Origin of the sequence: Bacteroides rodentium JCM 16496 (assembly GCF_000614125.1) — a bacterium.
In the GTDB taxonomy this organism is placed as follows: domain Bacteria; phylum Bacteroidota; class Bacteroidia; order Bacteroidales; family Bacteroidaceae; genus Bacteroides; species Bacteroides rodentium.
Genome location: NZ_BAKJ01000048.1, coordinates 1 through 22,349 on the forward strand (window position 1 = coordinate 1; position 22,349 = coordinate 22,349).

12 protein-coding genes and 2 pseudogenes are annotated in these 22,349 nt (G+C 50.1%); 9 read left to right on the forward strand and 5 right to left on the reverse strand.

Going from position 1 to position 22,349, the window contains the following annotated elements:
• Positions 1–399 (forward strand): HepT-like ribonuclease domain-containing protein (locus tag JCM16496_RS16860; RefSeq protein WP_025835731.1); only part of this gene is annotated, 399 nt, incomplete at its 5' end.
• A 111-nt stretch (positions 400–510) separates the two neighbouring features.
• On the opposite strand, the gene JCM16496_RS16865 is transcribed toward JCM16496_RS16860, so the two are convergent.
• From JCM16496_RS16865 to JCM16496_RS16885, 5 genes and pseudogenes are all read right to left on the reverse strand, one after another.
• Complete coding sequence (locus JCM16496_RS16865; protein ID WP_005834794.1) at positions 511–1,140, reverse strand: outer membrane beta-barrel protein; 630 nt, start codon at positions 1,138–1,140, stop codon at positions 511–513.
• Positions 1,141–1,263: 123 nt separating this feature from the next.
• Positions 1,264–1,901, reverse strand: a pseudogene (locus JCM16496_RS16870) (DUF4136 domain-containing protein).
• A 285-nt stretch (positions 1,902–2,186) separates the two neighbouring features.
• Positions 2,187–4,205: a retaining alpha-galactosidase gene (locus JCM16496_RS16875; RefSeq protein ID WP_025835735.1), complete on the reverse strand. Its 2,019-nt coding sequence runs from the start codon at positions 4,203–4,205 to the stop codon at positions 2,187–2,189.
• 6 nt (positions 4,206–4,211) lie between these two features.
• The gene (locus JCM16496_RS16880) at positions 4,212–5,216 is read right to left on the reverse strand and encodes an aldo/keto reductase (protein ID WP_025835737.1); all 1,005 of its coding nucleotides are present in this window, start codon (positions 5,214–5,216) and stop codon (positions 4,212–4,214) included.
• A gap of 243 nt (positions 5,217–5,459) precedes the next feature.
• Positions 5,460–7,952: a glycoside hydrolase family 94 protein gene (locus tag JCM16496_RS16885; protein ID WP_025835739.1), complete on the reverse strand. Its 2,493-nt coding sequence runs from the start codon at positions 7,950–7,952 to the stop codon at positions 5,460–5,462.
• A 221-nt stretch (positions 7,953–8,173) separates the two neighbouring features.
• Between JCM16496_RS16885 and galA the strand changes: the two are divergent.
• The 8 genes and pseudogenes from galA to JCM16496_RS16925 all read left to right on the forward strand — a co-directional run bounded on the left by galA (position 8,174) and on the right by JCM16496_RS16925 (position 22,330).
• Positions 8,174–10,617, forward strand: a pseudogene (gene galA / locus JCM16496_RS16890) (beta-galactosidase GalA).
• A gap of 365 nt (positions 10,618–10,982) precedes the next feature.
• Positions 10,983–11,870 carry a helix-turn-helix domain-containing protein gene (locus JCM16496_RS16895; protein WP_025835741.1) on the forward strand — a complete coding sequence of 296 codons (888 nt, stop codon included), beginning with the start codon at positions 10,983–10,985 and terminating at the stop codon, positions 11,868–11,870.
• 72 nt (positions 11,871–11,942) lie between these two features.
• A complete protein-coding gene (locus tag JCM16496_RS16900; protein WP_025835743.1) occupies positions 11,943–13,232 on the forward strand; it encodes an acetylxylan esterase in 1,290 nt (429 codons plus the stop codon).
• A 172-nt stretch (positions 13,233–13,404) separates the two neighbouring features.
• On the forward strand, positions 13,405–14,697 hold the full coding sequence (locus JCM16496_RS16905; protein ID WP_025835744.1) for a glycoside hydrolase 5 family protein: 1,293 nt from the start codon (positions 13,405–13,407) through the stop codon (positions 14,695–14,697).
• 108 nt (positions 14,698–14,805) lie between these two features.
• A complete protein-coding gene (locus JCM16496_RS16910) occupies positions 14,806–15,777 on the forward strand; it encodes a glycoside hydrolase family 5 protein (RefSeq protein ID WP_025835746.1) in 972 nt (323 codons plus the stop codon).
• Positions 15,778–16,006: 229 nt separating this feature from the next.
• Positions 16,007–19,258 carry a SusC/RagA family TonB-linked outer membrane protein gene (locus JCM16496_RS16915; protein WP_025835747.1) on the forward strand — a complete coding sequence of 1,084 codons (3,252 nt, stop codon included), beginning with the start codon at positions 16,007–16,009 and terminating at the stop codon, positions 19,256–19,258.
• A 22-nt stretch (positions 19,259–19,280) separates the two neighbouring features.
• A complete protein-coding gene (locus tag JCM16496_RS16920) occupies positions 19,281–21,005 on the forward strand; it encodes a RagB/SusD family nutrient uptake outer membrane protein (RefSeq protein WP_025835748.1) in 1,725 nt (574 codons plus the stop codon).
• Between the two features lie 17 nt (positions 21,006–21,022).
• On the forward strand, positions 21,023–22,330 hold the full coding sequence (locus tag JCM16496_RS16925) for a glycan-binding surface protein (protein ID WP_025835750.1): 1,308 nt from the start codon (positions 21,023–21,025) through the stop codon (positions 22,328–22,330).
• Positions 22,331–22,349: the final 19 nt, after the last annotated feature.

Genomic DNA, 22,349 nt, shown 5'->3' on the forward strand with positions numbered 1-22,349 from the left:
TTTGATATGGGTTTGCTGGAACGTCTCCGGTTTCTTACGATGAAAGCTGAACAAGCGGTAAAGCGTACGGAGGATATAAAGGAATTCCGTCAGTTCCTGGTTTCTCCGGAAGCAATGGATTTATTTGATGCAACGACCTTGCGCATTCAAATGGTAGGTGAGATGCTTAAGCAGATAGATGATATGACGGGTGGAAGGATTCTCTGCCCTTGTTATCCCGAAATTCCTTGGCGTAGTGTATTCGACATGCGTAATTTCATTTCACATGAATATTGTATGGTAGACCCGGAGGAAATCTTTAATGTGGTGAAAGAAGACCTTCCGTACTTGATTGAAGCGCTGCATCGTATTATTGCAGATTTTGAAGCGGGAATACATTCGGAGATTCCTCCAAGGTAATATACTTCTTTATTAAAAAGAGCCTCCCCTTGCTCACGCAGGAAAGGCTCCTTTCTTCTTCAATTTTGAAACAATTAAATTCTATCTGTTAAGCTTTAAGTGTGTGTCTTATCAGAACGCAATACCTACGCGCAGACCGAAATTGCTCAAACCGTCTACGCTGTACGTAAAGAGGTCACCTTTGTTCGTACCGTAGCTGTAATAGGCTGCGAAATGCAAGCCCGGTCCATAAGCCCAAGGATACACATTGAAACCAATTTCAGGAGATACATAGAAACCCCATGTGTCTTTGTTGGCTTCGAATACGTTGAAAGTTGACTTCAACTGTGCATATTCAGCACCCAGTTTTACACCGGCATACGGCTGGAATGCACCTCCACGGTTCCATACATAGCGGGAGGCCAGACCGAAAGGCAACTGGAATGCAGTGTGCTGCTGGTCGGTATTCAGACTGCCGCCTTCGCCTACGGGAAGTGTCTGGCGACCGAAATACTCATGGTTGCTATGGTAGTTCAAGAAAGCTCCCAATGCAAAATTATCTGTCAGGAAGTAACCACCTTCAAAATTCATACCCCAGCCGCTTGATTTGTCGGCGAAGTTGTTGCTGAGAGGAAAGTTATACTGCCAGTCGATATTGGCATAACCGTTATCGGTCATCTGTGCCTTCGTCGGTAGGGCGAAGACGAGAGCAAGAGCGGCAACCGCAAATACTCTCAAGGAAAGATATTTTATTGTTTTCATACTTTGTTCTTGTTTTTTGGTTCAATGGCAACTTCCCAGTCCGGAAAGGATGCTGCCGTATTATTCTTGTTACCTTACTATTGGGTAACCCGTCATTTGTCACTTATAGCTCGTAGCTTGTCACTACTTGTTAGTCAGGTAAGTTGATTGAGTGAAAGCTTGGTTCACACCTTGCACGGCAAGTTTGGTGTTGACAGAAGTAGAACCACTCAGCAAGCCGCTCATATAGCTGGTCCACAGGACAGGCAGTTTTTCGCTCTGCCTTGCGGCGCATCCAGATTCAACAATTCGCTGATAAAGGAACCGGTGCTGTAGGAATAGTTCACGGCATAGGGATAATACCATCCGCCCCAGTTGCCCCAGTAAGGAGCATCCCAGTAGCCTGGATAGTTCCACCACCATTCGGGACGTCCGTAGTCGGTGAAGTAATAGGTACTTCTGACATAGCTTACCTGCAAGCCAAGGTCGGCTTCATCCCGGTCATCCACACGGGTGTAGCCGCGGCTGTTCATGTTAGTAACGTAAGCACTGAGAATTTCCTGGGCATTCTCATCTTTCCAGTATTCGGCGTTTTCCTTATCACCGATAACCAGAATGCTGTCCGGCAAGTAATAAGTTCCGAAGGTTTTGAAATCCGCCTTCTTGTCATAGTTGGTATAAACCAGATAATTATTGTCCAGCTTATCCATGTCAGGGTCTTTTTCGCAAGATGCAAGCGTCACTGCAAAGACCGCTAATAATAGGGGAATAAATTTCTTCATACTTTTATAATTGTTTAGGTTTAATATAAATTCCTGCCCTATGGTACCTTAGGCTTTTGTGAGAAAAAACAATATAGGATATAAAAGGTTCACGTAGAGGTATGTTAAAAGTGATAAGAGGAGGTGCCAAAAACACATGAACGCTTTTCTTCGCAAATCATTTCTGTTCTACTATAATATAGAAGGCGCGGATTACGCGGAATAACGCGGATTCAGTAAAATAAATCCGTGAAATCCGCGTAATCCGCGCCTAAAAGAAAGTGCTAAGAAGGCTTTGGGACACCCTCATCGTCTTTTCCATATCCGTGCTGTCCATCCTCCTCCGGGTGCCATGTGTATGTTCAGCTTGTCCCCCGAGGTCACGGTGCGTACTTCTTTCTTGTAGTCGGTTGCTTCCCGGTCGGCATTGATGCCGTCGGAAAAGATTTCGGCTTCGTAACTTCCTTCTCCAAGGAAGGAGAGGTCGATGGTACAGTCGCGTGGTGTCCAGTCGGTCATGGAGGCGATGTACCAGACGTCTCCCTTGCGGCGTGCCAGTGTAAGGTATTCGCCTACTTCACCGTCCAGTGCCACGGTCTCGTCGAAAACGGTAGGCACTTTGGCAATGAAGTCCGTGCATTCCTGCTCCTTCCTGTATTTGCTGGGGCTGTCGGCAAGCATTTGCAGCGGGGCTTCGAAGAGGGTGTACATCGCCATCTGGTGGACGCGCGTACCCTGGCTCATCGGATGGTCGTTGACGGCACGGAAGGTTTCGCGGGTTGCGTTCATCGTGGCTCCCGGTGTGTAGTCCATCGGACCGACAAGCATACGCAGGTAGGGAGCAGTCACGTCATAGCGTGGGAAGTTGTGGAGCGGGCTACCGTTCACTATCGGTTCCCATTTGGCGTTCTCCAGTCCCTTTACACCTTCAAAGTTCAGGACGTTGGGATAGGTGCGCTGTATACCGTATGGCTTGAGTCCATGCAGGTCCAATACCAGGCGGTGCTCGGCGGCGCAGGCTACAATGCGTTCTACGGACTGTACCAGTGGCTGGTCGTCACGGTCGAAGAAGTCTATCTTGAAGCCCTTGATACCCATTTGTGCATAGTGACTGAATGCGGCTTCCGTATCTTTGGCAGCGTTTCGCCAGCTTGCCCAAAGAATGATGCCGACACCCTTCCGGTTGCCATAGGCGACGAGTTCCTTTAAGTCGATATCCGGATTCAGGTCTTTCAATAAAGATTCGTTTCCGCTCCAGCCGTCATCGATGATGATATATTCCAGGTTGTTGTCGGCGGCAAAGTCGATGAATGCCTTATAAGTCGGGGTGTTCATGCCGGCTTTGAAGTCCACGCCGGTCAGGTTGCAAGTGTTCCACCAGTCCCAAGCCACTTTGCCGGGTTTAATCCAGGAAATGTCTTTGATGCGGCAGGCGGGGGCAAGGCGCTGTGCCATGTCATTGTCGGCAAGCTGCGTGTCCTTTTCGGTGACGAGCACCACACGCCAGGGGAGCTCCTGCTTGGCACAACGGGCGATGTAGTCTGCACGCTTGGTCGGTATCAGGTTCAGCCGGTTGTGTCCGCCGATTATTTCTTCCAGCGGATAGGGGGCAAATGCTGCCTGCACTCCTTGGCGTGTCCGGGGATTTACAGTGAGGAACATGCCGGGATAGTTTTCCAATCCGGCTTCCATGATAACGGCTTTCTTTCCTCCGTCCAGGCAAACCATCAGTGGGGTGATGGAGAGCGAGTCGGTGTACATTTGGGACAACGGGGCTTCGTCGTAGTAAGACTCGAAGGAGAAGCAATAGCGCTCACCGTTGCGGTTGTCGTTTATGTAAGGTACAAATGCTTGGTAATCCTTGTCGAAATTGAAGTCCGCAGTTTCGTTGAGGACGATAAACGGCTTGTTCTGTTCGGAAATGAAGCGGTAGGCAGCACCGTCATCGTATGCGCGGAACTGTACGCTGTAGCCTCCGCGGCATTTCAGTGTCAGCTGGTTGTAGACATCCTCCACACTTGCCTTTTTGTAGAGGGGAGTGGGGAAGGAGGACTCCACGGACTTGCGCTCCGCGCGGATTACTTTTACATTCTTGCCGAAAGTTATTTCTTTCTTGGCTGATTTTTCATCTCTGCCTTGCAGGGCTATGGCAGAGGGTTGCAGCACTGTGGTTCCGTCGTGTGCAATCTGCCAGGTGAGGGCTTCTCCGGCATCTACCGTAACGGATAGTTTTCCGTTGGGTGATGCGAGTTGATATTGCTGTGCACGGACTGTGCCCAAGCAAAGGAATAACAAACAAAAGGTTTGAATAAGGAGGCTTTTCATGTTGGTTTATTTTTGAATGATTTTCTTAATCTTCTCCAGTTCCTCGGCAGAGAAGTCTGTATTTTCAGTCGCTTTCAGGTTGTCTGACAGTTGGGCAACGGAGCTTGCTCCGATGATGACGCTTGTCACCAGGTCGTCCTTCAACAACCAGGCAAGTGACATCTCGGCAAGGGTTTGCCCGCGCGTGCCAGCCACTTCATCGAGGGCCTTGATTTTCCGCAGCGTCTCGTCGGTCAGTGCCTCTTTCTTCAGGAAAGCTCCCTTTGCCATGCGCGAATCTTCGGGAATACCGTTCAGGTAGCGGTTGGTCAGCAGGCCCTGCGCCAGCGGGGAGAAGGCGATGAAGCCGGTCCCGTTCCCTTTGGCTTGCTGCAGGATACCTTCTTCTTCCGGTTCGCGGTTGAAGAGATTGTATCTGCCTTGATAGAGCAGGCAGTGCACATCCCGTTCTTCCAGGTATTTATAGGCAAACTCGGCTGCCTCTTTGGGATATTTGGAGATTCCTACATAGAGTGCTTTGCCTTGCCGTACGATATCCACCAGTGCCTGCAGGGTCTCTTCAAGCGGAGTATCCGGGTCGTAGCGGTGGGAGTAGAAGATGTCCACATACTCCAGGTTCATCCGTTTCAGACTTTGGTTGAGGCTGCCCATCAGGTACTTGCGTGAACCCCACTCTCCGTAGGGGCCGGGCCACATGTCGTGTCCGGCCTTGGTGGAGATGAATAGTTCGTCCCGATAGGGCATGAAGGATTTCTTCATAATCATTCCGAAAGTCTCTTCGGCGGAACCGTAGGAAGGACCGTAATTGTTGGCGAGGTCGAAATGCGTGATTCCACGGTCGAAGGCATAGTGCGCCATGGCCTGGGAATTGGCAAATGTGTTCACGTCGCCGAAGTTGTGCCACAATCCGAGCGATATTTCAGGCAGCAAGATGCCGCTTTGCCCGCAACGGCGGAATTTCATGCCGTTGTTGTAGCGCTCGGGCGAGGGGGAATAAATAGGGTTTATCATGGTAATTTTATTTTGATTATGTACACTTTGTTTTTTAGACGCGGATGACGCAGATGACGCGGATTTTTTAATTATAGTAGAACAGAAATGATTTGCGAAAAAAACGGAGTAACTTAATTCTCCTCCTCGGAGGAGGGGAATTAAGTTACTCTCTATTTCACCTCTTTTTCTTCGCAAATCATTTCTGTTTGACTATAACTGATGAAAATATAATCCGTGTCTAAAAAATAATATGATGGATTATCATCCCATTGTTACTTCTACTGTATGCGTGCCCGGCAGATGCTTCACTACATTGCCTTCTACCGGCTTGCCGTCTACCGTGACGGACTTGATGCCTTTGCACACGCCATCGGGATTCTTCACGGTAATATGATATTCCGCCCCGCGGAACTTGCGCTTCACGCTGAAGCCTTTCCAGTCTGACGGGATACAAGGATTGATTTCCAGACCTTCATACGAAGGCTTGATGCCGAGTATAAATTGCGTGATGGCATACCACATCCAGGCAGCCGTTCCTGTCAGCCAGCTGTTCTTGCCTTCGCCGGGGCGGGCGGCGTCCTTACCGGCCACCATCTGGCAGCATACGTAAGGTTCTACTTTATGCAGGGCACTGTGCTCTTCGGTGTACGACGGACATATCTTGCGGAAATACTCCCAGGAGCGGTCGCCCCGTCCCAGTACGGTTTCTCCGATGATGACCCACGGGTTGTTGTGGCAGAAGATACCCGCATTCTCCTTGTAGCCGGCGGGATAGGTGGAGATTTCTCCATACTCCACAACGTAGCGGGTGAAGGGCGGATTGTTGAGTACAATACCGTGCTCGCAGTCTAGACGTTCCTTTACGGCGTCCAGTGCTTTCTCTACCATGCCTTCTTTCAGTCCGATGCCTGCCATGGTGCACCAGCCTTGCGATTCGATGAAGATTTGTCCTTCTTCGTTCTCTTTGGAACCTACCTTGTGGCCGAAGTAATCGTAGGCACGCAGGTACCAGTCTCCGTCCCAGCCATGTTTCTTTACGGCTTCCACCATGTTGTCTATGTAGGTTTGCGCTCTGTTCGCTTCGTCGTCTTTGCCCAAGCGGCGGCACAGTTCCACATAGTCGCGTCCGCACACAACGAACAAGCCGGCAATCATCAGTGATTCTGCCTGGCTGCCTTCCGTCTGGTTTTCCGTGGTCTGGAAGGATTCGTTCGGGTCCCAGGAGAAGCAGTTCAGGTTCAGGCAGTCGTTCCAGTCGGCACGGCCGATAAGGGGCAGCATGTGGGGGCCGAGGTTCTCGATGACGTGGTTGAAGGAGACGCGCAGGTGTTCGAACAGAGACACTTCCGAACCTTCCTTGTTGTCGAAGGGGACGGGCTCATCCAGGATACTGAAGTCTCCCGATTCCTTGATGTATGCCACCGTACCGAAGATAAGCCACATGGGGTCGTCGTTGAAGCCGCCGCCGATGTCGTTGTTGCCGCGTTTGGTCAGCGGCTGGTATTGGTGGTAGCATCCACCGTCGGAGAATTGGGTAGAGGCTATGTCGATGATTCTCTCGCGGGCTCGTTCCGGTATCTGATGCACGAAGCCCACGAGGTCCTGGTTGGAGTCGCGGAAACCCATTCCACGACCGATGCCGCTCTCGAAGAAAGAGGCGGAACGGGACATGTTGAAGGTAATCATACACTGATACTGGTTCCAGATGTTCACCATGCGGTCCAGCTTTTCTTCACCGGTCTTCACGACGTAGATGTCCAGCAGGCGGTCCCAGTAGGCTTTCAGTTCGGCAAAGGCGGCATCTACCTTGGCGGTAGTGTCGAAGGCCGAAATCATCGCCTTAGCCTTTACCTTATTTATAATAGGTGAAGAAGGCACACTCTGCCTGAATTCTTCATTCTTCATTCTTAATTCTTCATTCTCCTCAAACTTCTCCTCCTGCTTGTTTTCCACATAGCCCAGTAGGAAGATGAAGTCGCGGCTTTCGCCGGGTTGCAGTTCTACTTCCAGATAGTGCGAGGCGATGGGACTCCAGCCGTGGGCAATGCTGTTGCCCGGCTTTCCTTCGACTACTCGTTCCGGGTCGGCAAACTCGTTGTAGAGTCCCACGAATGTTTCGCGGTCGGTATCGAAACCGTCTACGGGTGTATTGACACTGTAGAAGGCGTAGTGGTTGCGGCGTTCCTTGTATTCCGTCTTGTGGTAGATGACGGAGCCGTCCACTTCCACCTCTCCCGTGGAGAAGTTACGCTGGAAGTTCTCCATGTCCGTAGCGGCATTCCACAAGCACCATTCGGCAAAGGAGAACAGTTTGAGTTTTCTCGCTTTGGCAGAAGTGTTCCGCAGGGTCAGCTTCTGCACCTCTCCCCAGGTCTTCAGTGGGACGAAGAAGAGCAGGCTGGCTTCGATGCCGTCTTTGGCTCCGGTGATGCGGGTGTAGCTCATGCCGTGGCGGCATTCGTAGCTGTCGAGTGCGGTCTTGCAGGGCTTCCAGGTGGGCGACCATACGTTGCCGCCTTCGTTGATGTAGAAGTAGCGTCCCCCGTTGTCCATCGGTACGCTGTTGTAGCGGTAGCGGGTGATGCGGCGGAACTTGGCGTCCTTGTAGAAGGAATAGCCTCCGGCGGTATTGGAGATGAGCGAGAAGAAATCTTCATTGCCCAGGTAGTTAATCCATGGCCAGGGTGTCTTGGGGTCGGTAATGACGTATTCGCGGTTGTCGTCATCGAAATATCCGAATCTTTTGTCTTGCATATTGTTTCTTGTTTTTAGTTTGATACATTCTTCGGTAGTTGTGCCGTCCGGTTGCTTCCTTGGAGCACGCTTCAAATTTAAAAACTTTTCTCCTATCACCCTTGTTTGCCCGGCGTGTTTTTTCCCTTCGGAAACATGAAGTACCGGAAAAAGATACAAAAGTATCACTGTACGAGTCTTTTCTGTTCTATCTTTGTAAACACATTTTATGATTAACCGATATGAAACACTTATTCGCATTTCTGTACCTTCTTGGAATTACCTTTTCTCTTTCTGCCCAATCCGTCCGCGAACGTATTTTGCTGGATGACGGCTGGCAGTTTGCCCTGGGCAATGCTTCCTCACCGGAGAAAGATTTCGGTTGCGGAACGGAGTACTTCAACTATCTGACCAAGGCGGCCTCTATCCATAACGAGGGACCTTACTCCCCCAAGTTCAATCCGGAGAAGTGGGGAGTGGCCTGGAAGACGGTGGACCTCCCGCACGACTGGGTGGTTGATTTGCCATACGCCAGAGAGGCGAGCCACAGCCATGGCTATAAAGCCGTCGGCTATAAATTCCCCGAAAACTCTGTGGGATGGTACCGGAAAAGTATCACTGTTCCGCAAGAGGACCTCGGCAAACATCTTTATCTCCAGTTCGACGGTATCTTCCGTGATGCCCGTATCTGGATAAACGGTTTCTACCTGGGGCACGAACCGAGCGGCTATGCCACGCAGGTGTATGACATTACGGAATACTTGAATTACGGAGAAGAGAATCTAATCTGTGTCCGTGCGGATGCCACGCTCGAGGAGGGCTGGTTTTACGAGGGTGCGGGCATCTACCGCCATGTGTGGCTGAACAAGACGGCGCCGTTGCACGTGGCTCCTTTCGGAACCTTTGTGCACAGCACGCTGGCCGCACCTTTTGACAAGGCCAAGCTGACGATAGAGACCACTGTTGAAAACTCCGGTCTGCAAACGGAGGACTACCGCCTCTGCCACATCCTCCGGGATGCCGACGGTAAGGAAGTGGCACGCTGTGAAACGGCCGGTAAGCCGGTACTGCCGAAAGACCGCCAGCTCACCGTCGGTGAAATAGCGCTGGACAAACCTCATCTTTGGAGTGTGGATACACCTTATTTATATACACTGTTTACGGAAGTCTATCAGCATGGCAAGTTGGTGGATGCTTATACCACTACTACGGGTATCCGCGACATCCGCTTCGATGCCGACAAGGGCTTCCTCCTGAACGGGCGGCCTCTGAAGCTGAAAGGTGTGAACATGCACCAAGACCACCCCGGAGTAGGTGTCGGCATTCCCGACGCTTTGCAGGTGTACAGGTTGAAGGAACTGAAGAAGTTCGGCTGCAATGCCTACCGCTCCAGCCATAACCCGATGACTCCCGAAATGCTCGATGCCTGCGACAGCCTCGGCATCCTTGTGATAGAGGAGAACCGTCTGACGGGTGTCAACCAGGAACATACCCGCCTGCTGAAACGCATGATAGACCGCGACCGCAACCATCCGTGCATCATCCTTTGGAGCGTAGGCAACGAGGAGTGGGGCATCGAGTGGAAAGAAAGCGGTACACGCATTGCTGCCACGATGCGCGAATATTGCCACCGTTTCGACCCTACGCGCCCGATGACCGTTGCTTCGAGCAGTGGCCCTGCCATCTTGATTCCCGCAGACGTGGCCGGTTATAACTACATCCTTCAGAATCCAGTGGAGCAGCACCGCAAGGATTATCCCGACCGCCGTGCGCTCGGTTCGGAAGAGACTACGGGCTGCGGCACACGCGCATCTACTTCGATGCCCACGACAAAGGACACATGGTGGCGCACAACCGCAAGCCGAACGGGTCGGACAGCCTGCTGAACTGCATCGAGCGCGGCTGGAAGTTCTATGACGAACGCCCCTACCTGGCAGGCCTTTTCTATTGGACGGGTTTCGACTACCGCGGCGAACCCAACCCCATGAAGTTCCCGGCTACGGGCTCACAATTCGGCATTCTGGACTACTGCGGTTTCCCCAAGGACGAAGCTTGGTATCTGAAGTCCTGGTGGACGGACGAACCGGTGCTGCACATCCTTCCTCACTGGAACCTGCAAGGCCACGAAGGTGACAGCATCGACATCTGGGTATACAGCAACTGCGATGAGGTGGAACTGACCGTGAACGGCAAGAAGCTGGAGCGCAAACCGATGCCCCGAAACGGCCATCTTTCCTGGAAAGCCGTTTACCAGCCCGGTGCAGTGAAGGCTGTAGGCTATAAGAACGGCAGAAAAATATTGGCCCGTACTGTGGAGACTACCGGTGGCGCTGCCCGTATCTCCCTGACGGCAGACCGTCCCGTCATCCGGGCAGACCGCCGGGATGTGGCAGTGTGCCGCATTGAGTTGCAGGACAAGAAGAAACGTTTTGTCCCCACTGCCTGCAGCGACTTGACAATAACCGTCTCCGGTCCGGTACGCATCCTTGGGGTGGGGAATGGAGACCCCGCCTATCAGGCTACGGAACGTCCGGTCGACGCCGATGCCCGCGCCTATCGGGTAAAGGCATTCAACGGACTTGCGCAGGTATTGCTGCAAAGTACCGGCGAAGCGGGAGAAGCCACGCTGACGGTCGTTTCGGAAAATCTGCCGGAAACTTCCTGCGTCTTGAAGTTGCAGAAGTAGTAATCCCGAGGAACCCTATACTTAGTCTTCGCAAGTCCTATATCTATCCCCTTTAAGTATGGGACTGAGAGTAGAGAACATCCCCATGTAGTCTCCTAAAACACCCGGATGTATTACCCCAAAACATCCGGATGTTTTGGGGTAATACATGGGGATGTTTTGGGTGAAAACATCCGGGTGTTATGAGTATTCAGTCCTATACTTAAAGGGGATAGGTATAGGGCTTATGAATACTAAGTATAGAGAGTTATTGTCTGAAACAGGAACATATAACAATTCTTACCCCTAAATGTAACAAATTCTACTATTGTGAGATTAAAAAGAATGAGTATATTTGTGGCATGATACTTTTTTAACCAATGCCTATGGAAAACCAGAACTATATCATGAGGGAGATAACCCCTCTGTCGGAACGTGACTGTTTCTATATTGCCGACCGTCACAAAACAGAATTTACCTACCCCATCCATTGTCACGCAGAATATGAGCTGAACTTCACGGAACATGCTTCCGGCGTCCGCCGTGTAGTAGGCGATTCTGCCGAAATTATCGGCGATTACGACCTGGTGCTGATAACCGGCAAGGAGTTGGAGCACGTATGGGAACAACATGAATGTGCTTCCGGAGATATCCGGGAGATTACCATCCAGTTCTCTCCCGACTTGTTCTTCGGGAGTGTCATCAACAAGAACCAGTTCGACAGTATCCGCCGGATGCTGGAGCGTGCACAGTGCGGGCTTAGTTTCCCCATGCAGGCCATCATGAAGGTATACAACTGGCTGGATAAGCTGGCCTCCGAGGAGCAGGGCTTCTATGCCGTGATGAACTTCCTGCGCATCCTTTACGAACTTTCCCTCTATGACAATGCCCGGGTGCTGTCCAGCTCTTCGTTTGCCAAGATAGAGACGTTCTCGGACAGCCGCCGGGTACAGAAGGTGCAGAAATACATCTCCACCCACTATCAGGAGGATATCCGGCTCTCTGCATTGGCCGATATGGTGGGTATGACCCCGGTCTCTTTCAGCCGCTTCTTCCGTCTGCGCACCGGCAAGACGCTTTCCGAATACATTATCGATATCCGTCTGGGCTTTGCCACGCGTATGTTGGTAGACTCCACACGCACCATTGCAGAGGTGTGCTATGACTGCGGTTTCAACAATCTGTCCAATTTCAACCGTATGTTCAAGCGGAAGAAAGGATGCTCGCCGAAGGAATTCCGCGAAAATTATCGGAAAAAGAAGATTGTGATATGATAAGAAAGTATCAGTACCCTTGACTGAAAGTGCCTATTTTTGCACCGATGATTAATACTAATATCTGATATTATGAAAAGAATTTTTTCCTTATTCTTATGCCTGCTGTACGTATGTGCTGTGACGGCGCAGATACGCGGCAATGAAATCCGGGTAGTCGTTTCGCCCGACCACGACGATTGGGTGTATCGTCTGAATGAGAAATGTACGTTTACCGTCCGGGTGCTGAAGGCACAGAACCTCTTGCCCGGTGTCAAGATTGACTATGAACTGGGCCCCGAAATGTATCCCGCTGAAGTAAAGAAAGACGTGGTGCTGAAAGACGGCACCCTGAAGCTGCAAGGCACGATGAAGACTGCAGGCTTCTTGCGTTGCAAGGTCAAGGCGCATGTGGATGGGCGTACTTACGAAGGACTTGCCACATCGGCCTATGCTCCCGAGCAGCTGCAACCCGTGACGACGCTTCCTGCCGATTTCCAATCTTATTGGGCAAACACCTTGGCCGAGGCACGCAAGACCCCGTTGAACCCTACGATGACCTTGCTTCCCGAACGTTGCACGGAAACGGATAATGTATATCACGTCAGCTTCCAGACCAAACCCTGGGGAGGACGTTTCTACGGTATCCTCAGCATTCCCAAGAAAGAAGGGAAGTATCCGGCTCTGCTGCGTGTGCCCGGTGCGGGTGTCCGCCCTTATGCGGGAGATACGTATACGGCTCCGGGGAAAGTGATTACATTGGAAGTGGGTATCCACGGCATTCCCGTCACGATGCAGCAGTCTGTATATGATGCGCTGGCAGGTGGGGCGCTGAGCAATTACTGGACGTTCGGTCGCGACAACCGGGATGCTTCTTACTATAACCGTGTGGTGGTAGGCGCTTTGCGTGCTGTGGATTTTATCTGTTCGCTGCCGCAGTACAACGGGAAAGCGCTGGGCGTTACGGGCTCCAGCCAGGGCGGTGCCTTGTCTGTGATTACGGCGGCTCTTGATTCACGCGTTACTTTCCTGGCGGCTGTTCATCCTGCCCTGTGCGACCACGAAGCGTTCTTCAAGAAGCGTGCTTGCGGCTGGCCCCATTATTTCTATTATTACGGCGCTCCCGATGAAAAGCAGCTCGAAACGGTGCGTTATTATGATACGGCAAACTTTGCCCGCCTGCTGAATGTGCCCGGCTGGTTCAGTTGGGGGTATAACGATGAGGTCTGTCCTCCCACTTCCATGTATGCAGCCTACAATGTGATTACTTCTCCGAAGGAATTGCATCCTTATCTGGAAACCGGGCATTATTGGTATCAGGAACAGTGGGATGAATGGCTGGGCTGGATACGGAGACAACTCACCACAGATTACACGGATTGACACAAAAAAAACTTAGTCTGCTGATAATCAGTGATGCTTGTCTGTGCAAATCTGTGTAATCTGTGGTGAATTCTGACACACTCCCTAGGGAGAGGCCGATGATTTGATAATATAGTATCATCTTTTATAGAGTTGGCTGCGTATCTTTGTGTATCGCTTAAATACTGATAATATGAAGAAACAATTCCTTTTACTGACAGTACTTTTATTCCTTTTAGGAGCATGTGCCCCTAGGCCTGCGGAGCATTCGTTTATTAAGGTCAATGCTGATGGACAGTTCGTTCGCGACGGGAAACCCTATTATTTTGTAGGTGCCAATTTCTGGTACGGTGCCATTCTTGGTTCCGAAGGCGAAGGCGGCAATCGTGAACGGCTACATAAGGAGTTGGACTTCCTGAAAAGTATTGGCATCAACAACCTGCGCGTATTGGTGGGTGCCGACGGTGAAAATGGCATAAAGACACGGGTAGAGCCTTCTTTGCAAGTGGCACCGGGCGTCTATAATGATACTATTTTAGCCGGATTGGATTATTTTATGAATGAACTGCGTGAACGTGATATGACGGCTGTCCTCTATTTGAACAATTCCTGGGAATGGAGCGGTGGCTATTCCGTTTACCTGCAATGGTCCGGACACGGTGATGCCGTGGTACCTGCCGTAGACGGATGGCCCGCCTATATGGAGTACGTCAAGCAGTTCCCCCAATCAGACAGCGCGAAGGCCTTGTTCGCCAATCATGTCAACTATATTGTCTCGCGAACTAATAGGTATAATCAGATAAGGTATGTGGACGACCCCACTATTATGTCCTGGCAGATTGGGAACGAGCCTCGCGCTTTCTCCGACGAGAACAAGGAGCCGTTTGCCCGCTGGATGGCCGATGTGGCTGCACAAATCAAGTCGCTCGACCCTCATCACATGGTGTCTTCCGGCAGCGAGGGCTCGTGGGGATGCGAAATGGATATGAGTCTTTTCGAGAAGATTCATGCCGACCCCAACATCAATTATCTGAATATCCACATCTGGCCTTACAACTGGAGTTGGGTGAAAGCGGACAGCCTGACGGAACTTCTTCCGCGTGCCAAGGAAAATACTAAGAAGTATATAGATGACCACATGGTCATTGCCCGGAAGTACAGCAAGCCGATTGTACTGGAGGAGTTCGGTTTTCCCCGTGACGGCTTCAGCTTCTCCAAAGAGGCACCGACCACTGCCCGCGATGAATATTACCGTTATGTATTCGACCTTATCCGCCAGGACCGTGAGAGCGGCGGACTCTTTGCCGGATGCAACTTCTGGGCATGGGGCGGTTTTGCCGGACAAACGCCCGGTCATGTATTCTGGGAAAAGGGGGATGACTATACCGGTGACCCGGCTCAAGAACAACAAGGACTGAACTCTGTCTTTGCCACAGACAGCACTGTTGAAATAATTAAAGCGGAAAACCGGAAGTTGCAAGATTAAACCTGTCCTTTTCGTGTAATCCCTGCCTGAAAATTAGAATGTAAGCGTGTACAAAGGCGTTTGTACTGTTATTAAGAAAGATGTATAACTCTAAATACTAAGTATGATATGAAAAGCATATGGAAAGTTATGTTGGCGGTTTGTTGCCTGGGTATGACCATTGGTTGTGGAGCAAACCCGTCGAAGAATGAAAATATAGAGGAAACGCTGCCGGCATTGGTGGTCAATGGTACGCAGCTGATGAATGCCGAAGGCGACACGGTGGTATTGCACGGTGTCAGCTATGGCTGGCATCAGTTCTGGCCCCGTTTCTACAATGCCTCTTCGGTTGCTTATCTGGTCAATGACTGGGGCGCACAAGTGCTTCGGGCCTCTATGGGGGTGGATTTGGATAGCGCCTGCTATGTGAACAAGCCCGAGTTCGGTATCGAGTGTGTTACGAAGGTGGTGGATGCCGCTATCGAGAACGGCGTTTACGTCATCATCGACTGGCATAGCCACAATCTGCGGCAGGAAGAAGCAAAGGAATTCTTCACCCAAATGGCTACCCGTTACAAAGGGGTTCCTAATGTCATCTATGAGGTTTTCAACGAACCGGTGGAAGACAGTTGGGAGCAGGTGAAGGCATACTCTGTGGAGGTTATCAAGACGATTCGTGCCATAGAGCCGGATGCCGTTATCCTCGTCGGTTGTCCGCATTGGGACCAGGACATCCATTTGGCAGCAGACGATCCTATTACCGGATATGACAATATAATGTATACACTTCACTTTTATGCCAATACCCACGGACAGTGGCTGCGCGACCGCGCCGACTATGCTCTGGGCAAGGGCTTGCCGATTTTCGTTTCCGAATGTGCCGGTATGGAGGCAAGCGGGGACGGCCCCATCAGTAAAGAAGAGTGGGGAAATTGGCTGGACTGGATGCAGCGGCATTCCATCAGCTGGGTGGCCTGGTCTTTGTCTGACAAGGATGAGACTTGCTCCATGTTCTATCCGTCGGCTTCTTCCGAGGGAAACTGGAAAGATGCAGACATGAAGGAATGGGGAAGAATGGTACGGGACGAACTGAAGAAATGACCCTTTCGGGAAGAAACAATATGATTTAACCATTAATAATTTAAGAAAAAAATGTGCCTATGGGAAAAAAAGAAAACGATACTATGAAGACATGAATAGTTTGGAAGCAAGTCTAAGTGTCAAGACCTTGATGCCATATCAGGGCTTCTTGACTTAGTCTCATTATTGTTAACTAAAAAAATCTTCTTTTGGGAGGTTTTGTGTTTGTATTAAATCTAAGAAATACAGTATGAATTTGAATTTTAGAAAAACGGCGCTGCTTGCAGGGATATGCTCGGTATTCAGTCTGGGTTATACACCTCAACTCTTTGCAGTATCATCAACGGATACCGTTGAGGCAGTGCAGCAAACAAAAAAAATTACGGGTACCGTCAGCGATGCGATGGGACCGATTATCGGTGCCAACGTATTGGAAAAAGGTACCTCGAACGGTATGATTACCGACATCAATGGTAATTTCACATTGAACGTAAAGCCGGGAGCTACTATCGTAGTCTCTTTCATCGGCTATGTCAGCCAGGAAATAAAGATAACAAACCAGACGAAGCTGAATGTTACGCTGAAGGAAGACAGCGAGATGCTGGACGAAGTTGTTGTCGTTGGTTATGGTACGATGAAGAAGAGCGACCTTTCCGGTTCTTCGGTATCTATGGGCGAAGACAAAATCAAAGGCTCTATCATTACGAATCTTGACCAGTCGCTGCAAGGACGTGCTGCTGGTGTGACTGCGGTGCAGACCAGTGGAGCGCCGGGTTCATCGTCCTCTATCCGCGTGCGCGGCCAGGCTACTATCAACTCTAATGCCGAACCGCTTTATGTGATTGACGGGGTGATTGTGCAGAGCCAAGGACAGCGAGGTGCCGACTACGGTTTGGGCGATGCGCTTGGAAACGGTTCCGTGTCAACCGTGTCCCCTCTTTCTACCATCAACCCGCAGGACATCGTCTCCATGGAAATCCTGAAGGATGCTTCTGCCACCGCTATCTATGGTGCACAAGGAGCCAATGGTGTGGTGCTCATCACGACCAAGCGCGGTAAGAGCGGAGAAGCGAAGTTTACTTACGACGGCATGGTGGCCATGCAACGGCAGACCAAGCGCATCGACATGATGAACTTGCGTGAATATGCCGAATTCTACAACGAGATGGCAGAGATAGGCGAAATTGCCGACCCCAGTAACCTTTATTCCGACCCGTCGCTGCTGGGACATGGTACAAACTGGCAAGATGCCATCTTCCAGACAGCCTTGCAACACCAGCATCAGGTATCGGCACAAGGCGGAACGGATAAAGTGCAGTATTATGCTTCCGCTTCCTATATGGACCAGGAAGGTACTATTATCGGTTCGGACTTCAACCGCTACAGCTTCCGTGTGAATCTGGATGCGCAGCTCAAGAAATGGTTGAAGCTGGGATTGAGTGCCTCTTATGCCGCTACCGATGAAAGTCTGAAGCTTGCCGACAGTGAACAAGGCTTGATTTACTATTCTTTGCAGACTTTGCCTGATATTCCTATATATAATGTGGATGGCAGTTATGCCACTGTGGTACGCGAAGGATGGACGAACCCGAATCCCATTGCCCTTGCCATGATGGACGACATCCTGCTGAAGCGGCAACGCCTTTCGGGAAATATCTTCTTTGAGGTGACTCCCATCAAGAACTTGATATGGCATGCCGAACTAGGCTATGACATTGGTGCCTCCAAGTCCGACCGATACAAACCGATGGTAGATTTGGGAGGATGGCAGCGCATGACCAACGAAAGCGGTATCCAGAAAAACAGCAACACCTTTTGGCAGCTGAAAAATTATGTAACCTATAGTGGAAATATCGGTGATAACCATCATTACACCGCCATGATGGGCCAGGAATGTTGGGAATCGAATTATGATTATACCAGCATTTTCCGTACGGGCCTTCCTTCGGATGCAGTGCACAATCCGGCACTGGGCACCGGTACACCAGTCATCAACTCCGGCTTCGGCAGTGCTTCTCAGGCCTCTTTCTTTACCCGCTTGACTTATAATTATGCCGATCGTTATTTGGGTACATATACCTATCGTTATGACGGTTCGTCCAATTTCGGCCCTTCTAACCGTTGGGCAGGGTTCCATTCATTTGCGCTCTCTTGGCGTTTCTCCAACGAGAAGTTCTTTGAGCCGTTGAAGAACGTCATCAACAACGGTAAGTTGCGTATAGGATGGGGACAGACCGGTAACGCCAATATTGGTGGTTACAAATGGGGCTCTCCTATGTCGCGCATGCCGTCCGGACTGGGTATGGGTTATCGCCCGGCACAGATACCTAATACCGCTATCCAATGGGAAAGCCAGGAGCAGTGGAATGTCGGTCTGGATTTGGGCTTCTTCAACGACCGTATCGGTCTGGTTGTAGACTGGTATAAGAAAATTTCCAATGACATGCTGATGAAGTTACAGCTTCCTTCTTACATGGGTACTTCGGGCAATGGCTCTTCTGCTTTGGCGGCTCCTTACGGTAACTACGGAAGCATCGAAAATACCGGTCTAGAAATCTCGTTGAACACACATCCGCTCATCGGCACTTTCCAATGGGATTCTGATTTCCAGATTTCTTTTAATAAGAACAAACTGAGATCCTTGCAAAATACAGCCAGTGCAGCCATCGTGGGATATGGCCAGTGGAGTGATGTGGTGAGTATGACCAATGTAGGCGAGTCTTTGTTCAGCTTCTACGGATATGTCACCGATGGAGTTTATAAGGATTTGCACGATTTGCAGACTTCTGCCAAACCAGCCAAGTATCCTGCCGATGGCGTATTCAACCGTACCAATACCGTATGGGTGGGCGATATCAAGTATAAAGACTTGAACGGAGATGGCGTTATCAATGACTTTGATAAGACCAATATCGGTTCTCCGCTGCCTAAGTTCACGTTTGGTTGGACCAATACTTTCCGTTACAAGAATTTTGACCTGAGTGTGTTCATCAACGGAAGTTACGGCAATAAGGTGTTCAATTATCTTGATATGAAGTTGTCTGCAATGAACAATGTATGGGTAAATACTCCCACCTCAGTAATGGGACACGCTAACCTGGCACCCATCAATCCTGACAAGGTGTATGCCGATGGTGGACATTGGTATGATGATGTGACCAACGTATATGTCACAAATCCCAATGCCAGCATTCCGCGTCCTACGCGCAATGATCCTAATGACAATGATGCTATAAGCGACCGTTATGTGGAAGATGGTTCTTACATCCGTCTGAAGAACATTACGTTGGGCTATACTTTCCCAAAAAAGATGATTAAGAAAATCGGTCTGGAAAGTTTGCGCCTTTCTGCCAATGTGCAGAACTTGCTGACAATTACCGGTTACGATGGCTATGATCCGGAAATCGGTGCAAGCACGGCAAGCGAGAACGTATATGGATTGGACTTCGGACGTTATCCATCGCCTACGGTTTATTCTTTCAATCTGAATGTGTCATTTTAATTAACCTGAATACAGAATGAATATGAAAATAAAAGATTTGAAATATATGGCTGTTGCGGCAGTTCTGGGTTTGGGAACCGTCTCCTGCGAGGATTTCCTTGACCGTCCGCAAGAAGATGGTTACAATGAAGCTAACTTTTATCAGAATGACGAACAGTGCATCCAGGGTGTGAACTATCTGTACAACTCTCCTTGGTATGACTATCAACGCGGATTTATCAAAGTGGCCGAAGTGCTTTCGGGCAACTATTATATGGGTGGAGAGAAGTACTTGAACTTTTCTGTGAACGGTACGGACGAGTCACTGGTGAACATGTCCTATGCCTTGTGGGCAGTAAACGGTCATGCCAATACGGTGTACAACCGTTTGAAAAGCGCCAATGCCAGCCAAGCTGTGAAGAACCAGTGCATGGGTGAGTGCCTCACTTGGAAGGCCATGGCCTATTTCTATCTGGTGCGTTCGTTTGGCGCAGTGCCCATTGTGCACGACAATACCGCAGAACTGACAGGCGGGAATTATAACAGTAAGTTCAAGGTAGAGGCTGCCGATGTGTATGAGTACATCATCATGACGTTGGAAAAGGCAATTGAACTTTTGCCTGAACGTGGAAAGGATGGGCGCATTGACCAGTATAGTGCCAAAGGTTTGTTGGCGAAAGTTTATCTGACCCGCTCGGGCATTAGCGGCACTCGCAACGCCGATGATTTGGCAAAAGCCGCCCAATATGCCAAGGATGTGATTGACAACTCCGGACGCCAGCTCATGAAGAACTACTCGGATATATTCCGCATGCAGAACAATCTGAACCAAGAAGCTTTACTTTCTTGGCACTGGTCTGCCGGACGTGACCCGTGGACACAGCAGAACACATTGCAGAGCGACCTTGCCATTGCCGGATTCAGTGACCAGGGCGATTGCTGGGGCGGATATTCCGGTTTGTCGGTTGACTTGCAGCTGGCTTTTGGTGTGGATTTGCTTAAAAACAATGCGCCGGAGCAGATTATACAGATTCCTGACACACGTCTCAAGGCTACTATGATGCTGCCCGGATTCACCTACGATTATTTCTGGCAAGACCGTGGTGGATTCAATTATCTGAAATTCCTTTACGACAAGGATTACGCCAAAGGTTCGCCGGGTGAGTTGCAGTCGGCTACAGGTGCCAACTGTGTGAAGCACCTTTATGGTAATAACTACGACCACGAACTTGCCACCGGTGTCAGTGCGCAGAACATGGCTTATCAACTGAGCACGCATATCCTCCGTCTGGCTGATATCTATCTGATATATGCCGAGGCCAAGATGGGAACAGCCTCTTCTACTACCGATGCCAGTGCTATTGATGCTTTCTATGCTGTCCAGTCACGTGCCATTCCGGGAACTACGCGTCCGGAATCTATCACTTGGGAGGACATTTGGAAAGAACGCCGCCTGGAACTTGCCATGGAGGGCGACCGTTGGTTCGACTTTGTACGCCTTTCATATTATGATATGGAGCGTGCCATCAATGAGCTGAAGTCACAGAAGCGTAATCCTTATTACAACCTGAATGCTTTGTATAAAGAGTTTTATGAAACAGGGAAGTACACGATGACGGATGATCAAAAGTACGACACCGACACTCCGATTCCCAACGTGACTGCGGCAAGCTTTACGCTTCCTTTCCCTACTCAGGATGTGGTGTTCAATCCTAATTTGATGGAGGCTCCCGTACATGTGGACGTGCGCAGCGAATTTAGTTACTAATTTTAAAGCATACAACGATGAGAAAGAATAAATATATCAACTGGCTGATGGCAGCTGTCACGGTAGCTGCCTCATTCGCAGCGACTGCTTGCGAGGATGAGCCTGACAAATATGAAGTGGCAGGAGGCTTGCCGGTACTGAAATATGTGCGTACTCCGCTTGCCGCCGAAGCCGACTCTTTGCTGACCGGTGCCTATATGTCGAACACGGTGGTATTGGTGGGCGAGAATCTGCGAAGCATTTGCGAGATTTATTTCAACGACCAGAAAGCGATACTTAATACAAGCTATATGACCGACCATACCGTGTATGTGGATGTTCCTGGAGATATTCCCGCCAAGGTGACGGATAAGCTGTACATGATAACCCGTTCCAAAGATACGGTGGACTATGACTTCAAGGTATTGGTACCTGCCCCGAAGGTGAACTCCATGTCTTGTGAGTTTGCCAAGCCGGGTAGTGAGGTCACTCTCTATGGCGACTATTTTATCGATGACCCCAATAAGCCCCTTACCATCACGATGGCAGGCAATGTGGAAGTGACTGAGATAACCGATATCACCAAGACGGCTGTTAGTTTCATTCTGCCGGACGATGCTCCCGAAGGCTATATTAACGTGAAGTCCATTTATGGTGTGGGCCGTTCCAAATTCCGCTATTATGACACCCGCAATATATTGTTCGATTGGGACGGTTCTCATGGCGGACATACGATAGGCCTTGGCTGGCGCGACGGAAGTAAAATCAAGATGGAAGAAGATGAGCAGAGCCTTGACGGTGCATATATCTGCTTTGGAAAGGACGCTACCACCATATCCGGCGAGGTAGGAGCTACTTGGGCTGAAGACCCGTTGAGCTTCAACTACTGGCCCGATGGCGGTGAGCATCCGGCTCTCTCTTCCCGTCCCGCTTTTGCGGCAATGCTGGAGGAATACGGGGTAAAAAAATTGCAGATTAAGTTCGAGGTATGTGTACCGGCTGAAAGCCCGTGGAGTTCGGCTGCCCTGCAGATTATGTTTACAGGCGACCAACATGTCACTAGTGCTACCGGTAGCAATGCTTATTTTTCGGACACCAAATTGCCGCGTGGCTTGTGGATACCTTGGGCTGCTACCGGTACCTATAATACGGGTGGCAAGTGGGTGACTGCTTCTCTCAATTTGTCCGACTTCAACAAGACACACGAAGGAAAGCCTTGTGACGTGCCTTTGGACAAGACAATGTTTACAGGACTGACATTCTTTGTTTGGCATGGCGGGCTTGCCGGAACGGAGTGCACACCGCGCATCATGGTGGATAACATCCGTGTGGTCCCCATTGAATAACCCTTAAAATGTATTCTGA

What these genes read in the sequence shown, in the direction of transcription:
- JCM16496_RS16865 (WP_005834794.1), bottom strand. Translation starts at nt 1,140, where the DNA reads ATGAAAACAATAAAATATCTTTCCTTGAGAGTATTTGCGGTTGCCGCT.
- JCM16496_RS16875 (WP_025835735.1), bottom strand. Translation starts at nt 4,205, where the DNA reads ATGAAAAGCCTCCTTATTCAAACCTTTTGTTTGTTATTCCTTTGCTTG.
- JCM16496_RS16880 (WP_025835737.1), bottom strand. Translation starts at nt 5,216, where the DNA reads ATGATAAACCCTATTTATTCCCCCTCGCCCGAGCGCTACAACAACGGC.
- JCM16496_RS16885 (WP_025835739.1), bottom strand. Translation starts at nt 7,952, where the DNA reads ATGCAAGACAAAAGATTCGGATATTTCGATGACGACAACCGCGAATAC.
- JCM16496_RS16895 (WP_025835741.1), top strand. Translation starts at nt 10,983, where the DNA reads ATGGAAAACCAGAACTATATCATGAGGGAGATAACCCCTCTGTCGGAA.
- JCM16496_RS16900 (WP_025835743.1), top strand. Translation starts at nt 11,943, where the DNA reads ATGAAAAGAATTTTTTCCTTATTCTTATGCCTGCTGTACGTATGTGCT.
- JCM16496_RS16905 (WP_025835744.1), top strand. Translation starts at nt 13,405, where the DNA reads ATGAAGAAACAATTCCTTTTACTGACAGTACTTTTATTCCTTTTAGGA.
- JCM16496_RS16910 (WP_025835746.1), top strand. Translation starts at nt 14,806, where the DNA reads ATGAAAAGCATATGGAAAGTTATGTTGGCGGTTTGTTGCCTGGGTATG.
- JCM16496_RS16915 (WP_025835747.1), top strand. Translation starts at nt 16,007, where the DNA reads ATGAATTTGAATTTTAGAAAAACGGCGCTGCTTGCAGGGATATGCTCG.
- JCM16496_RS16920 (WP_025835748.1), top strand. Translation starts at nt 19,281, where the DNA reads ATGAAAATAAAAGATTTGAAATATATGGCTGTTGCGGCAGTTCTGGGT.
- JCM16496_RS16925 (WP_025835750.1), top strand. Translation starts at nt 21,023, where the DNA reads ATGAGAAAGAATAAATATATCAACTGGCTGATGGCAGCTGTCACGGTA.